The sequence below is a fragment of the Leptolyngbya sp. FACHB-321 genome (assembly GCF_014695975.1).
Lineage (GTDB): Bacteria > Cyanobacteriota > Cyanobacteriia > Leptolyngbyales > Leptolyngbyaceae > Stenomitos.
In genome coordinates, this window is record NZ_JACJPI010000058.1 from 673,776 (window position 1) to 689,601 (window position 15,826).

Consider the following 15,826-nt stretch of genomic DNA (forward strand, 5'->3'; position numbering starts at 1 on the left):
GTGTCCCTTACTGACTAACCAATTTGGCAGCACCAAAAATGGCATTAAACTTGCGGCACTAAATGACATCACTTCTTCCTCACAAAAACGACAAATCGCAAAATTATGGAACTCATTCATAGTTATTGCAGTGAGCCTCTTTTTCAGGCGGTTTGTCAACTGATGCCTCTGTTCCATGGTTCCAACGCAATGTTTGAAGACGGTGGGCACTCCAACACGTTTGTCCGCTGCAACCAAGTAGTGCAACACGGTTACTGGATTACTACCCTTTAAGTACCGCAGTAATAGTTCTTTAGAGTGATGCAGAAATGAGAAATGTCATTCAATCTGTTTAGTAAAGCGAAATGTAAACTTATATGACAACAGCCTTGATTACCGGAGCGTCTGCTGGCATCGGTGCCGCCTTCGCCCAACAATTAGCAGCGCGTCAAACTGATCTTGTGCTGGTTGCTCGTTCCGAGGACAAGTTGCAAGAACTTGCTAATTCACTCAGTCAGCAACATCACATCCAAGTAGATATAATCGTGCAGGATTTGACCGCACCAGACGCTACAGAAAAAATCTTTCAGACTGTGCAGCACCTTGGACGCTCAATTGATTTGTTGGTGAATAATGCTGGCATTGGAGATTACGGTGATTTTGCCGAAAGCGATCGAGACTTCCAACTTAAAACGGTTCAGGTTAATATTGCGACGCTTGTGGATCTAACCCATCGCTTCTTACCTGGGATGCGACAGCGTCGAACTGGAGGGGTAATTAATCTTTCTTCGGTAGCAGGGTTTCAATCGATGCCCTATTTCTCGCTTTACGCGGCAACAAAAGCATTTATCCTTAGCTTTAGCGAAGCTTTGTGGGCAGAGAATCGCAGCTATGGAGTGCATGTGCTAGCCGTTTGTCCAGGACCAGTTGGCGCTAAATTCCTTAAAGAAGCAGGCTTTCCGCCGTTCTTGGTTAATGTGGCTACAAAATTTGATACCTCGATCGAAACTGTTGCACAAGATGCCCTCAAAGCATTTGAAAAACGAGAGTCGATCGTGATTCCTGGCAATCTGATTAATCCCGTTCTTGCTACGCTGCCTCGGTTCTTTCCACGGGAGGGGGTTTCTAGCTTCTGGAAGCTAGTCCTGGGACATGAGGTTGGCAAACAATAATGCTCCCACTTTCGATCGTTCCATCAACTCAATTTCGCTAGAGCGATGGCATAACTTCCTAAGAGGCTATGAGCGCAACTTTTGATCATATTGGGTCACGGTTTGTACATCGTTCGCTATCGCACCAGTAGTGAAGCCTTTGTCCCATTACCTAGCGGAACCAAACCATAATGAGTTTCAGAGTGCAGCCTATAGCAAAAGGATGAAGGATAAGGGATGAATTGAAGCCCTTGCTTAAAGGATGTTTCAAGGTTGATGTCTGTCCTAACGTTCTCTTCGACTGCTATAGGTGATGGAATGTTCAACGGATAATTTGAAGGGTAGATGCTAGTCTCATTTTGGTGGGTAGCTACGGTGCAATTGCGCTGGATGCGGGTCATGGATTTCAACCGACGTGATTGCCTTTGGCAGCACAGAAGGTCAATCTAACGACCAATGCCCTACTGCTGCTCTGCAACAATGTTAAAAGGTACTGAACTTTTGCTTAACTCCAGTTTTTGTTGCCGGGTGAGTTGCTTAATCTGATACTCCCTTTTGAGTGCGGCTGATTTTGTGGGAAAGTTCCAGGAGGCAAGCAGGACAACAGGTAAACGGCTGCGCGTGTAGCGAGCGCCCTTGCCAGTGTTATGCACTGCTACTCGTTGTTGCACGTCTTTGGCATACCCTGTGTAGAGCGTGCCATCAGCACATTGCACAAGATAAACAAAATGGCTCATAAGGTGTGCTAGCAATGCCTGTACGTTAAAGCTCACTTCAGAGCACGTTAGCTTCAAATGATTCTGCTCCTACAGGCACTACACGTCAACAGCACGATCGGTTGTAGTGTCTCAGCTGCTCGTTTATGCTGCTTGAGTTACTTAAGCTAAAGCGTAGTTGGTCGCTTAAACTACTATAGAACGTGATGTCTGCGATCGATGCCATTTTCCCTGTCTGCTAGTGATGTTGCTACCCAAGCCAAAATTATCGGTGGCTTGCTCACGCTTATGTGGGCGTTAGAGTTTGTTGACCAGGTGTTGTTGCGGCGACGTTTGGATCGTTTCGGCATTGCGCCCCGGACTCAGATTGGACTGTGGGGCATTTTGTTTGCGCCACTGCTGCATGGTACCTGGCAGCATTTGATGGCAAATACATTACCTTTCGCTGTACTTGGTTGGCTGACCTTACTGCGTGGAGTCACCGAATTCACGATCGCGACGGCTGTGATCTGGTTAGTCAGTGGTGTAGGTGTTTGGCTCTTTGCAACACCCCGCACCATGCACATTGGCGCTAGCAGCATCATCTTTGGCTATTTCGGCTTTTTGCTCTCCCGGAGCTACTTTGAGCAAGAGCTTTTCTCTGCCGTTATTTCAGTCGTGGTTGCTTTGCTCTACGGTCCACTTATCTGGGGCATCCTGCCGTCACGAAGACGCGGCATTTCCTGGCAAGGGCATCTGTTTGGCTTTGTCGGTGGTATCCTCACAGCACGTTATTTGCCGGAGTTGCGGCAATGGTTTGCCATGTTCTAACGTCAGCCATTGATCGCAGACAGCGCTGATGCAGTGATGGTGGCTGTGGGCAGGATGATCACTTCGAGCCCTGTGATGAAAAAGCGATCGCAAAACGATCATTACCAATCAAGACAACTCGAAGCACTGCTGTATGGGAATTTTAGCTGCGATCGTCGTTGATGTGAGATGACAACGAGCAGCGTTGGCAATGTTCGCTAACGTTGTCGCTTGATCAGTAAGCGATTTGTCACAGCCTATGACATAGAAAGCCAGGCGCGATAGTCTAACGCTTCTTCTTTAGAGTCAAAGACAGGTACTCTCAGAAACGGTAGGTGCGCAATCGTACAGGAACGAACCAGATAAAGCGATGCGCCCCATTGCAAATACCAATAGCGTTTTTGCATAAAATCAACCGGATTGCCGAGGATGAAACGAAAGCCTGTCTTTAGCTTCAAACAAGACTACGTTATTTCAGTAAGCGGCTTGTTAAACCACTCATATGGGTGAAAACTGTCGTCTAGAGATGGAGAACTCCAAGTAAAACCTTTGCTTGAACGTTTTACTCGGAGCCACTACCGACTCAGATTACGAGCTTCACTTTGGTCTGTTTAGTAGCCTCAGCATCGGTGAACTAGCATTTAAATTCGCTCCCTGGCTAATAAACGCAGCCCATTAAGTTACTGTGCATTCAGGTTGCAGCTTTTGGAGTTTGGTACCACTCTACTTGTCAAAGCCACACAAGCGTCGATCGTCTGCATCAATATCCAGCACGATCGCCAGCCGCAACCAGTCACAACCCCGTTTTAGCAGCCCATCCACATCGCTGACTTGCCAAACTCTAGGAATATTGTCGGCTTGCGAAACGACGACAATCTGTTTGCCATCTGCACTCAACGCCATTTTGTAGCCTTCGTACTCAGCAAGCTGATTGCCCTTGTTATCCCACACTCGGACTTTATTGTCTTGTCCTAGAGTTGCAATGCGATCGCCGCGATCGCTCATTTGAACTGGCTGATCCTTATCATTAAATGGAGAAGCAATTGTCCGAGACTCTAATTCAGCAATTTTTCCACGCTGCAAGTTCCATAGGAAAACGCGATCGCCGACCGAAGCAAACAAATCCGCTTTTGTATTGAATATAGTGGAAAAGGAACTCTCGCTGTAGGGTCTTCCTTCCTCTGATTTGAGGGTTGTTTGAATGGGAGCTAATGGTTTTCCTTGAAGGTTCCACTGTTGTACGACGGTACTGCTTGGTAACTGTTGTACGACGGTACCGCTTCGTAAGGCAATTAAGCGTTGTTCATCACTGCTAAAGAAGATCTTTCCAGACTTTAAATCCTCGATTTTAGCAAGTTGCTGACCTTGTAATGACCACACAGTACTCCCACTATCACTTGTTATCAAAACATAGTTACCACTGGGACTCAGACGGACTTGACTGTCATCTATATAGGGTTGACGAGAAATGTCAATATTGCTTTTGATGGTGGTAACTACCTTGCCTTGCAAATCCCAAACTCGAACAGTTTTCTTGCCTAACCATGAAGCATAGTATTGCTTTGGCGGTGTCAAATCTTGATTCCACCACGATCCTTCAAGAAAGGCAACTTGTTGACCCTGTAAGTTCCAGACTCGCACTCCATACTTCTCCTGACCCGGGTTTACTGGATTCTTAGGCATTTTAAAGGTGAGAATACGATCGCCATCGGCAGTAAACTGCATGGCATATCCTGTTTTAAATCTCGGCAACTCACCAACTTTGATGCTTGCCAGTGCCTTGCCCTGATTGTCCCAAACTCGAATCATCCCCTCAGCTTCAATGTAGGTCATACTGCGATCGCCCTTAGGACTCGCTTGCAAAACCTGAATTTCACCTCGATTCACTCCTAGTGTTGCACGATGAGGATTTTGCAAATACGTCATCTGAGACGTTGTTAAAATACGGGAGCCATCTGAACTGAACTGGAGTTCGCCACCAGAACCATCAAACGAATCTAAGCGATTGCCTTGGAGATCCCATACATATCCAGTTCCCCGACCAGATTCCCTTGCTGTAGTCGCACCAACAGTGGCAATTCGTTGATTATCTGGGCTGAATTGTATGGCTGTAACTTCTCCTAAATAACCTTTGAAGGTTCGGATTAGCCGCCCTTGACGATTCCATAGTTGAATGGTGCCATCGCCTCCACCCGTTGCAAGCAGTTTTCCGTTAGGGCTAAACCGCATTGCACCCGAGAAGCTCTGTTTGGTTTTGAATGTTGACAGTCGTTGCCCCTGTACATTCCACAAGCTAATAGTGTTCTGACCTTCAAACTCTTTTTCACTGCTGGTAATTAACTTACCATCCGGACTAAATGTAGCATTCACGATTGAAGTATTAGGTTGCCTTGGAAAGGCAACTTGCTGCCGACCTTGTAGATCCCAGAGTCGCATCAACGGCTTACTTGGAGTCCTAATGTCTGTTCTAATGTCGTCTTCTAAGGTAAGAATACGATCGCTCTGAGGACTAAACTGTGCAGCTTTGACACCGAGCGAAAGTTGCTTGAATACGGCTAGCTGACGACCCTGAAGATTGTATAACCGTGCTGTTGCTGTGCCCCCAGCCATTGATGTATCTGCTTCGTTGCTCGAACTACTTCTATCAGCACACCTCTCGTGTAACTCAGTCTCCATAATAAATTGACTATTTGGACTAAATTCGACGCTGTAGGGCACCCTTGGTCCTTTCAAAGTTGCCAGTTGCTGACCCTGAAGATTCCAGAGATAGATGTTACAACTGTTACTAACTGTTGTTGCAACGAATTGCCCATTGGGGCTGAGCGTTGCTGATGTAACGGTGCCTGGATGTTTGAGAGCGGCGATTTGGTTCCCCTGCAAATCCCATACAGTAGCTATACTCCGGTCAGAGATATCAGAGGTAGTGAAGCGAATGCCTTGAGCCGTTAATTGGAATCTGTCACCTCCTGAAGTCGGTGCGTCTTTCTCCTGAACGTTATCAAGAATAGTTTGCAGGGCAACGATCGGGCTAGACGTGGGATACTTTTTGTCTGGTTCGCTGATTTGTTTTAATTGCCCCGTTGCTCTCAAGGCATTCCGTAGTGCTTCGTTCTGGTCAAGTTCAAACTGCTTTAAGACATTGCTGCTCGTGCTTTCTAGCTGAGTGATTGTTTTCGCCGTATTAATCGATTTGTTTGACCATAGCCCGATCGCCCCAGCGGAGAGTACTGCAATGCCTAAAAGCCCTGCACCACCACGGATCATCCATTTGGCTTTGTGATTGGCTTGAGTAAGAATTTGATTCGCTTGTTTGGCATCCTGATTTTCAGCCGTTTGGCTTGCTCTAAGAAACTCAGAATCCTGATAGCTCAAATTGCGCCCAACTGACCACTGCAACGCCTCTTCTAGAGCTTGTCCCCGTAACAAACGAGAGCTATCCGCTTTATTTGAAGTAATCCAGGCGTTCAGTGCTTCGGCATAAGGTCTTAAGTTGTTTAACATGGTTTCCACCCAGGTTTGATTGAATACAGCAGCGTAGATTGGGTTGTAAACTTTTAACGTTGCGTCTTGTTTGACGACTAATCCTGACAAACGTAATTCCTGTTGTTCTTTGCTGTCATCGATGGGAATCTCACCATGCAGCAAAATTTGTTGATACAAGCCCAGTAGACCACTGGCAAGTTTTTGGTCTCGTAAAAGTCGATCGCGGATGGTGCGTAAGTGTTCTGGCTCATCCTGTGATGTCCAGTTTTTGATAAAGTCATTCACACACTGCTGGGCAGATGAACTGGTTGACTCCGCGAGCGATCGACAGATTTTCTGAGTCAGGAAGGGCTGTCCTCCCGTCCAGTCCAAAATCTCTTGAAGCGCTACTTGTGGCTCGGTGACGCGTTCCGCCAAGCCTGCGGCTAACCCCTGCGCTTCTTCAAACCGAAAACCATTAAGGGTGATTGCTTGCCCAATGTTGAAGGGAGTCCGGGTTTTGTCTGTCATCAGGTCAGACGGGGATGCAACTCCAAACAAACAAAAGGTCAAATGCTGATACGCCGGATTGTCAACCCGGTAGTTATAACAAGCTCGGATGAGGGCAAAGAAATCGTTAACTGAAAAATTCAACCCTAAAATACTATCAATTTCATCAATAAAGATGACAATTGAACCTGACAGCTGTACTAACAGCACTTCTTCAATAAAACGAATCAATAACTGGATTGAACTACGATCGCCCTCTTCCCCAAACCAGGCTTTTAAGTTGACTTTTCCAATTAAGTTCGCGCCCCGCCAAAGCTCTGAAATTACTTGCTCATACCATTGCTGCGGTGTGATGTGTTCGCTACCAATGCGGGTCATATCGATCGCAATGCAAGTAATTCCCTCGGCTTTCAGGCGATGCATTGTTTGCACCCGCAAGCTCGATTTGCCCATTTGCCGACTGTTCAGCACATAGCAAAATTGTCTGGCTTTCAACGCTTCATAAAGATCCTGGTCTGCCTGACGAGTGACATAACTGGGCGCACCAACCCGTAAACTACCGCCAACCTGATATTCATACTCTGCTAGATGTACGTTCATGAGCTGCGTCCACCAAAATATTGTCGATATAATTCACAACTAACCCTGGCTTGATTAGCTTGTAACTGCACCAATCCCATACTTTCGAGTTTGTAAGCCTGTAACGGATCCAAAGCGGCAGATCCAGCTTGAATTACAGTTTGCAATGCGTTCATTAATTCTGGATAGGTTTGTAGAACTTGCCAGTGCCGCCGGAGATCACTGCTGTAAATGCCAGCCTGAGTTGGGGCAGTTTGCAGCAGTTCATCCAGAGTCAGTTCGCCAGTCTGCAAATGATAGAGAGCCAGTTGCAACAGATAAGGATGCCCACCAACTAAAGCAGTTAACTTGGTCGTTTTAGCCGTTGACCAGGACAGCCCATAGGCTTGTACTAATTGCTGCACTTGTTCAAGGGTGAATTCTGGCAAACGAATGGGCAACCCAACATTAAACGGCGATTGATGGAGATTCAGCGGAATGTAGACTTCTGTCGCATGGACGACAACCAAACGTAGACGCTGCCAGATCTCCAGGTTGCTCGCCTCTTCGTGCCAGCTTCGTAAGAGGGCAAAAAAGCCGTGGGCGATCGCCGGAAATTCAAACAGCCAATCCACTTCATCCAACCCCAAGAGCAAGCCTTGCTCTAGTTGCTCCAATAAATATCCCTGCACATAGGTTGTACAGCTAACTAAGCTACCGAAACGATCGCGATCCCAGTACTCTTCGAGCTGAGGAGAGATCCCTAATTTAAGGCTGAGATTCAGGCAAAACCATCGCAAAAAGCTGTCCAGATCTTGCAGGCAAGTTGGCTCTGCTTGCCGTAGGTCTAACCGCAACGATCGATAACCCAGTTGAGTTCCTGTTGCCATAACCTGGTGCAGTAGAGACGTTTTGCCCATCCGTCGAGGGGCGCGAATGCGAAGAAGTGCACCCGGTTTTCTAATCTCTTTAGCACAGCGTTCTTCAATCGGCGATCGAGCAATGTAAAAGGAAGAATCGATCGCCATTGGGCTACCCGGAAATTCTAGATCAAGCAGTGGTTGTGATTGCCTACTTACAATTAGAGGCTTCATCATTTCAGGACGAAAGTGCAAAAATAAGTTTCGCAACTCATCGCGGTAGGAATAGTGTTCTCCCGCAGTGTTACTGAAACCAAACTCCTTGCAAATATTCGCTAAATGTCGCCGTACCGTTGAGGGTTCAACATAAAGTACCGCCGCGATCGCTTCATCACTCTCTTCTGCTAAAAAGTGCTGAATCACTTTGCGCTGGCGAGCCGTTAAGGATTCAAAAATAGCTGTGAACTCAGTTTCTTTCATGACATTTATCCTAAGGCTGCCAATGGCTCGATCGAGATTTTGTGCAAGAGTACTCACAAATTTACAGCACGCTAGTAACGAACGAGATGGTGTTTCGTCATTGCCAAAATCACCCCTGAGCAATCCTGGCACGATCAAGCAATTCCAGGGACAGTCGGTTATACCCCAAGAATGTCAGGGTTAAGAAGCATAATTTCTCTGACCTTGATCTAAATAGCTTCTCTAACTTTCTTTAAAGGACGGCACTTTCTGTCGGCGATCATCTTGCTCAACGTCCAGTGGTGCTGTTGCTACGTCTTTGATCGAAACTTCGAGGCGATGATGGCGATAAAACGCTATGTAGGCGGGTTGAGCGCAGTCGAAACCCGGTCTCCAAGTAGTGCTTAATTTAGCCCTTCTACTTAGCAGCAATTGCATGACGACAAAGTAAACATTTAAACAATGTGATGAAGCAGGAGCAGCGGTAGACCAAGCGAATTGTGCCACCGATGATGGGCTTTAATTTCAATACGCTGAGAAGAACTTTAAATGGGATGGGGGCGGTTCCACGACGATCGCCTGCGATCGCCTACTCAGGTGAACCAGGAGATCACGCAACGTTTATAGTGCGTTCTGCCGCGCCGCCAATTTTCTTGCAGGTGGTTCTTAAAGCAGTGTTCGGTCTTGACGAGGGGCATAGTCAGGGTTTCGGCACCACTCCATCAGACCACTAACAAGGTAACGGTTGATAGATTAGAGGTGGAAACCGACCCACCCCCTTGTATGACTGCACCAGCCAAACAAAAGACTGCCTTACCCTCAGCGCTCATCATTCGATTGGGTCGCTTCGTCTGGACGACACTCTGGCACTTGATGATGTCTCGCTTAGCACCACGTGATGCCTCAGGAGCCTATACTCGTCCAGCTAGTACCTTTAGAGGCAGCATCAGCAGTGAGCCTGGAGCGTCGTACCCACCCGCAGCACAGCGGTACCGTCTTTATGTTGGCTGGGGTTGTCCTTGGGCACATCGCACACTGGTGGTTCGCGCACTCAAGGGGTTGGAAGCTGCCATACCCATCACTATCGTTTCACCGTCGCCCGAAGCAGGCGGCTGGGTACTGGATGAACCGGAAGCAGACTGCTGGACTTTGGCTGATCTGTACCGCAAAGCTGCACCCGGTTACTCTGGGCGATCTACTGTGCCTGTGCTCTGGGATGACGAGACACAGACGATCGTCAATAACGAAAGCGCTGACATCATTGTTATCCTTAATGCTGAGTTTAATGCCTTCGCTCAGCAGCCTGACCTCGACTTATATCCAGAGCAGCTCAAGGCAACTGTTGATCAGTGGAATGAGAAAATTTACCATGCCGTAAACAATGGGGTTTACCGTTGTGGCTTTGCACAAACGCAAGCGGCGTACGACACGGCTTGCAACGAGCTGTTTACCGAACTCGACGAAATTGACACGGTTTTGAAAACTCAGCAGTATTTATGTGGCAGCAGCTTGACCCTGGCAGATGTACGGCTTTTCACCACGCTTTACCGCTTCGATTTGGTTTATTACGGACTCTTCAAGTGCAATCGCCGCCGTATTCAGGATTATCAGTACTTGGGAGCCTACCTGCAAGAGTTGTACCAACTGCCCGGCGTTGCTAGTACGTGTGACCTGGAAACGGTGAAGCGAGACTATTACGGCAACTTATTTCCGCTTAATCCCGGTGCCATTATACCAAGCGGTCCCGATCTAAGTTATCTAACGGCACCCCATCACCGCACTGCTTTATTTGCTACCAGCAACGGGTAAGACCACTCGTTATTCTCCTTTGCGATCGCCTTCAAGTACACCTTTGCTATAGTTTGAATCGCTTCACCAACCTCTGCCTTATCTGAACGGCGCTTAAGGCACTGTCCTAGTGCATGGTGGGTGAAGCGACTTTTTTTCAGAGCCACGTTCCGGCTTTATTTGCCTTACCGGGCAGCGGCGGTTGGCATTCCCAGGATGTCTTCGATGCGGGGCATCTCGTCAAGTGGAATCACGCGCCCTTCATCTTCAAAGTTGGCAATCTGGTCGAAGTTGAGATAACGGTAGAGTTCTGCGGCAAAGGGATCAATCTTTTTAGTGACGATCGCCATATATTCTTTCACCGTGGGAATCTTGCCCAACAGCGCACAGACGGCTGCCAGTTCTGCCGAGCCAAGGTAGACCTGAGCACCCTTACCCATACGATTGTTGAAGTTGCGTGTCGAGGTCGAGAAGACCGTCGTACCATCTGCCACCCGTGCTTGATTGCCCATGCAGAGCGAACACCCTGGCATTTCGGTTCTGGCTCCGGCAGCGGCAAAGATGCCATATATGCCTTCTTCGCGCAGTTGTTTTTCGTCCATGCGGGTGGGGGGACAGATCCAAAGGCGCACTTTTACGGGACCGGCACCATCCAGAATTTTGGCAGCGGCGCGGTAATGCCCAATGTTGGTCATGCAGGAGCCAATGAACACCTCATGAACGGGATCGCCTGCACATTCAGACATCAGCTTCACGTTATCAGGGTCGTTAGGAGCCGCGACGATCGGTTCGGTCACCTGATCTAGATCAACTTCAATGACTTCGGCGTACTCCGCATCAGGATCAGCAGACATCAGGCTTGGGTTCGCCAACCACTGCTCCATCTTGGCAACACGACGTAGAATCGTACGCGCATCGCCATAGCCTCGTGCCACCATGTTTTTCAGGAGGGCTACGTTAGAACGCAAATACTCCGCTACAGTATCGGTACTCAGCTTAATCGTCGAGCCAGCGCAGGAGCGTTCTGCCGTTGCATCTGTAAGTTCAAAGGCCTGCTCTAGCTTTAAATCAGGCAATCCTTCCATCTCCATAATGCGACCGGAGAAGACGTTCTGCTTGTTCTCTTTGGAAACCGTTAACAATCCCCGTTGCATAGCAGCGTAAGGAATGGCGTTGACAATATCGCGCAGCGTCACGCCCGGTTGCAGCGTTCCTTTAAAGCGCACCAAGACAGATTCAGGCATATCCAGCGGCATGGCACCGAGGGCAGCGGCAAAGGCGACTAAACCAGAACCTGCCGGGAAAGAAATGCCTAACGGGAAACGAGTGTGAGAGTCGCCGCCTGTGCCTACCGTGTCTGGCAGCAGCATCCGGTTCAGCCAGGAGTGGATAATACCGTCACCTGGACGCAGCGCCACACCACCGCGTTCGTGCATGAAGTCAGGTAGATCTTTGTGGGTTTTGATATCAACAGGCTTGGGATAAGCGGCAGTATGACAGAAGCTCTGCATGACTAGATCGGCGCTGAAGCCAAGACAGGCAAGCTCTTTTAGCTCGTCACGAGTCATAGGACCTGTCGTATCTTGGGAACCAACAGTGGTCATGACGGGTTCGCAAGCAGTGCCGGGACGCACACCCGGAAGCCCGGACGCTTTGCCGACCATTTTTTGCGCCAGCGTGAAACCTTTACCTGTATCGGCAGGCAGCGTTGGACGACGGAAGAGGGGGCTGTGCTCTAACCCCATGTCGGCGCGGATCTTGTCGGTCAAGGTGCGACCGATGAGGAGAGGAATGCGCCCCCCAGCCCGGACTTCATCCAAAATGGTGTCGGGCTTAAGCGTGAAGGTGGACACGATCGCCCCTGCCTCATTCGTGATTTCGCCTTTGTAGGGATAGATTGTAATCACATCGCCCGTTTCTAGTTGGGTAACATCGCACTCGATCGGCAACGCGCCAGAATCCTCAGCCGTATTGAAAAAGATCGGCGCGATTTTGCCGCCCAAAATGTAGCCACCCGTGCGTTTGTTCGGTACGAAGGGAATGTCATCACCGATATGCCACAGGACGGAGTTGATAGCAGATTTGCGAGAAGAGCCTGTGCCGACCACATCCCCGACGTAAGCCACGGGGTGCCCCTTTTGTTTCAGGGCGGCGATCGTCTCTAGACTTCCTGGCTGCCGTGTCTCCAGCATTACTTGGGCATGGAGGGGAATATCTGGGCGTGTAGTGGCGTGCGGTGCAGGCGAGAGATCATCCGTGTTGGTTTCGCCCGGTACTTTGAAAACTGTCACGGTGATCGCGGCTGCCAACTCTAGTCGGCTGGTGAACCAATCGGCATTTGCCCAGGAGTCGAGCACTTGCTTGGCGTAGGTGTTACCATTTGCCGCCAATTCTTGTACGTCATGGAACGCATCGTAGACTAGCAAAATTTTGCTCAGCGCTTTGGTCGCCGTTGCCGCAATTTCTGCATCGGGCACTTGCAGTAGCTCGATCAATGAATGGACGTTATAGCCGCCCATCATAGTGCCTAGCAGTTCAACGGCTTCCTTCGGAGACACCAGCGGACTGGTCGTTTCACCTTTGGCGATCGCGGTCAAAAAGCCTGCTTTTACATATGCTGCCTGATCAACACCGGGCGGTACGCGATCGCGCAACAGCGATAGCAAGAATTCTGCTTCTCCTACAGGTGGCTGCTTCAGTAATTCGCCCAATTCAGACATTTGTGCAGCACTCAAGGGCAAGGGAGGCACACCTTGAGCCGCGCGATCGACAATATGTTGGCGGTAGGATTCAAGCATAGTTCAAAGACTCTACAGAGCGACAAGAATGTATGTGTAAAGGCGCAGGTTAACGTCGATCGCTTAGGTTACTCTCGCTCTGTCACTTCTGCGGTTGGGATTGATACTGACTGCATAGAAAAGTTTACAGGACAGAGACTCCAGGCTGACTGAGAAAAGCACTTAGCAAGAAAGGTATAGCAGTCGAAGAGTAGGATAGACATCAACTTTGAAACTTCCTTTGAACAAGGGCTTCTCTTCATCCCTTATCCTTCATCCTTTTGCTATTTCAGCCTCGGTGATGGCTCTTTAGCCTTGATCTCTAGTCTATCTCTAGTGCCAAATGTCGAGCGTTCACGCGCCAACGGTGCCAAAGCGTAAGCCCATCTCCTGTAACCATTTGCGGTAAACAATCAGGGTGCGATCGCTATTCAGCAGCAAATCGGTTTGAGCGTAAAGCGGCAGCAATTGGGGTCGTTGTGCCTGAATGATCGGAATGTCCTGGTTCAGAATTTTTTCTTGCCATGCAATCAAGTCAGCCGCAGGCGTTTCGTAGTCATAATTGAGCGCCATCCACATCCAGAGCGTACTTTTAAGGGCAGTATGCGGTGTGACGCAGAAGAGAATCGAAAAACGAGTACCCTCTGACTCTTTCGCTAGATATGCTGTGAAGGGTCGGAGCGCACGATAGGTATAGGCAACAACATCGCCTTGACCTGTGCCATAGGGATCGGGTTGATAAACGCTTACACCCTTAGAAAGCACACCATCCGGCTCGATCGTCGTGCCATAATCCTCGATCGCTGGATAAGCAGCATCACCCAAAATGCCCTCGTGGATGAAAGGAAAGTGAGCCACATCGAGAAAGTTTTCGATCGCTCGTAAGCCGCACAGATCAAAGGCACCGTAGGGTCCACACAGCAGTTTACGGTAGGTGGAATCCTCCCATTCTGGGAAAGAGGGCACGTCCTGTTTTGGTTCACCTAACGCTACCCAAATCAGGTTATAGCGCTCTTGCACATGATAGGTCTTTACCTGAGCGCGTTTGGGGATCGTTTGCCCAGGGTGCGCTGGAATGTGGACGCATTGCCCTTCACCATTGTATGCCCAGCCATGATAGGGGCATACCAATGTACCATCCGTCACCTGTCCGCTGGAAAGTCGCGTCCCACGATGGGCACACAAATCCTGGCAGGCATGGAGTTGGTCACTTGATCGCCATAGCACCAAATCTTCTTCTAGCAGATGGACGGGCAACAGTGCGCCTTTCTGTACATCCTCTGATCGCGCTACCGGATGCCAATCGTTGATCACAACTGGATCATTAACCATTCTCTCTTCCTCTGTTAAGCAGTAACCGGCTCATATGCCTTGTTCTTATAAGCTAGTTCGCCCATGACGTAAGTGGCATGAACCGCGCGATCGTCCCCCAGGATGATTGTGGCGAAGGCTTGATCAGCCAGTTCAGCGAGGGACGTCGCGCTTGCCGTCGCATTACGCCGTGCCATCAAGGGCGTGGCTCTGGGGTCAAGCACTACGAAATCAGCTTCTTTACCTGGCTCAAAATTGCCCAACGTGTCTTCCAACGACAGCGCCCTTGCCCCCCCCAATGTTGCCAAGAACAATGCCTGAAAAGAAGAGAGATTTTCCCCCCGCAGTTGCGTGACTTTGTACGCTTCACTGGCTGTCTCCAGCATCGAAAAGCTCGTACCGCCGCCAACATCTGTTCCCAAGCCGACCTTAATCGGAGTGTCTACCGACTTCGCCTTAGTAAGGTTAAACAGCCCACTCCCTAAGAAAAGGTTAGACGTTGGGCAAAACGCGATCGCCGCTTGTGCCTCTGACAAGCGCTGAAACTCTGCCTCCGTCAGGTGGATACCATGAGCAAAGACCGATTTAGAGCCAACTAGCCCAGCGCGATCGTATACATCCAGATAGCCATCACTCTCAGGAAACAGTGATGCCACCAACGCCACTTCCTTCACAGTTTCCGAGAGGTGCGTATGCATATAAACATCAGGAAACTCTGCCAGTAGCTTACCCGCTAGTCGCAGTTGCTCATCGCTGGATGTCACGGCAAAGCGAGGCGTAATGGCATACAAAAGGCGATCGTGCTTGTGCCATTTCTCAATCAATTGCTTGCTTTCTGCATAGGCAGTTTCGGGCGTATCGGTCAAAAAATCGGGTGCATTTCGATCCATCAACACCTTGCCTGCAATCATGCGTAGGTGCCGACGACTCGCTTCCTCAAAAAACGCATCCACTGACTGGGGATAAACCGCAGCAAACACCAGAGCCGTTGTGGTGCCATGCTTCAGCAATTCATCTAAGAAAAAAGACGCAATCTCCTGAGCATAGGCTTTGTCTTTAAACTTGCCTTCGGTGGGAAAGGTGTACTTGCTTAACCAGGTCAGCAGTTGTTCTCCAAAGGCTGCAATCATCTCCGTTTGCGGAAAGTGAATGTGCGTATCAATAAACCCTGGCAGAATCAGCCGATCAGGATAAGTCGTCACAGAAACATCCGCATAAATCTCATGCAGATCTTCGTAAGTCCCTAATGCTTTAACTTTGCCGTCTTCTAAGACCAGCAACCCATCTGCAAAGTAACGAACGCTGTCTGCCTCAGACGCATAGAATGGATCATCAACAAAGTCAAGAAATGCACTACGAAACGCTTTAAGAGACACGCTGATAGCCTGAATTGAATAACTCACGGTATAGCCCTGATTTACTCATAAAATCACACCGTTTCAGCCGCTACGTATCGAAAGCAACAA

The 15,826-nt window shown here is 49.0% G+C and carries 11 protein-coding genes; 4 read left to right on the forward strand and 7 right to left on the reverse strand.

Going from position 1 to position 15,826, the window contains the following annotated elements; translation table 11 throughout:
• Window positions 1–356: 356 nt before the first annotated feature.
• On the forward strand, window positions 357–1,151 hold the full coding sequence (locus H6F76_RS13735; protein ID WP_190508890.1) for an SDR family oxidoreductase: 795 nt from the start codon (window positions 357–359) through the stop codon (window positions 1,149–1,151).
• A gap of 440 nt (window positions 1,152–1,591) precedes the next feature.
• Here the strand turns inward: H6F76_RS13735 and H6F76_RS13740 are convergent, their stop codons facing one another.
• Window positions 1,592–1,867 carry a GIY-YIG nuclease family protein gene (locus H6F76_RS13740; protein WP_190508892.1) on the reverse strand — a complete coding sequence of 92 codons (276 nt, stop codon included), beginning with the start codon at window positions 1,865–1,867 and terminating at the stop codon, window positions 1,592–1,594.
• Between the two features lie 198 nt (window positions 1,868–2,065).
• Between H6F76_RS13740 and H6F76_RS13745 the strand changes: the two genes are divergently transcribed.
• A complete protein-coding gene (locus H6F76_RS13745) occupies window positions 2,066–2,656 on the forward strand; it encodes a rhomboid family intramembrane serine protease (RefSeq protein WP_190508894.1) in 591 nt (196 codons plus the stop codon).
• 236 nt (window positions 2,657–2,892) lie between these two features.
• On the opposite strand, the gene H6F76_RS13750 is transcribed toward H6F76_RS13745, so the two are convergent.
• The 3 genes from H6F76_RS13750 to H6F76_RS13760 all read right to left on the reverse strand — a co-directional run bounded on the left by H6F76_RS13750 (window position 2,893) and on the right by H6F76_RS13760 (window position 8,505).
• Window positions 2,893–3,093, reverse strand: coding sequence for a hypothetical protein (locus H6F76_RS13750; RefSeq protein ID WP_190508896.1), 201 nt, complete (start codon window positions 3,091–3,093; stop codon window positions 2,893–2,895).
• Between the two features lie 265 nt (window positions 3,094–3,358).
• Window positions 3,359–7,207, reverse strand: a complete 3,849-nt coding sequence (locus tag H6F76_RS13755) for an AAA-like domain-containing protein (protein ID WP_190508898.1) — start codon at window positions 7,205–7,207, stop codon at window positions 3,359–3,361.
• Window positions 7,204–8,505: an AAA-like domain-containing protein gene (locus H6F76_RS13760; RefSeq protein ID WP_190508900.1), complete on the reverse strand. Its 1,302-nt coding sequence runs from the start codon at window positions 8,503–8,505 to the stop codon at window positions 7,204–7,206. Before H6F76_RS13760 ends, H6F76_RS13755 begins: the two co-directional genes overlap by 4 nt.
• Before the next feature lie 533 nt (window positions 8,506–9,038).
• Between H6F76_RS13760 and H6F76_RS13770 the strand changes: the two genes are divergently transcribed.
• Both H6F76_RS13770 and H6F76_RS13775 read left to right on the forward strand, forming a co-directional pair.
• A complete protein-coding gene (locus H6F76_RS13770) occupies window positions 9,039–9,218 on the forward strand; it encodes a hypothetical protein (RefSeq protein ID WP_190508903.1) in 180 nt (59 codons plus the stop codon).
• A gap of 49 nt (window positions 9,219–9,267) precedes the next feature.
• Complete coding sequence (locus H6F76_RS13775) at window positions 9,268–10,293, forward strand: glutathione S-transferase family protein (RefSeq protein WP_190508905.1); 1,026 nt, start codon at window positions 9,268–9,270, stop codon at window positions 10,291–10,293.
• Between the two features lie 164 nt (window positions 10,294–10,457).
• On the opposite strand, the gene acnB is transcribed toward H6F76_RS13775, so the two are convergent.
• From acnB to guaD, 3 genes are all read right to left on the reverse strand, one after another.
• The gene (gene acnB / locus H6F76_RS13780; protein WP_190508907.1) at window positions 10,458–13,070 is read right to left on the reverse strand and encodes a bifunctional aconitate hydratase 2/2-methylisocitrate dehydratase; all 2,613 of its coding nucleotides are present in this window, start codon (window positions 13,068–13,070) and stop codon (window positions 10,458–10,460) included.
• A 333-nt stretch (window positions 13,071–13,403) separates the two neighbouring features.
• Window positions 13,404–14,381 (reverse strand): aromatic ring-hydroxylating dioxygenase subunit alpha, encoded by a 978-nt coding sequence (locus H6F76_RS13785; RefSeq protein WP_190508908.1) that lies wholly within the window; start codon window positions 14,379–14,381, stop codon window positions 13,404–13,406.
• Between the two features lie 14 nt (window positions 14,382–14,395).
• Complete coding sequence (gene guaD, locus H6F76_RS13790) at window positions 14,396–15,763, reverse strand: guanine deaminase (protein ID WP_347276017.1); 1,368 nt, start codon at window positions 15,761–15,763, stop codon at window positions 14,396–14,398.
• Between the last annotated feature and the right edge of the window lie 63 nt (window positions 15,764–15,826).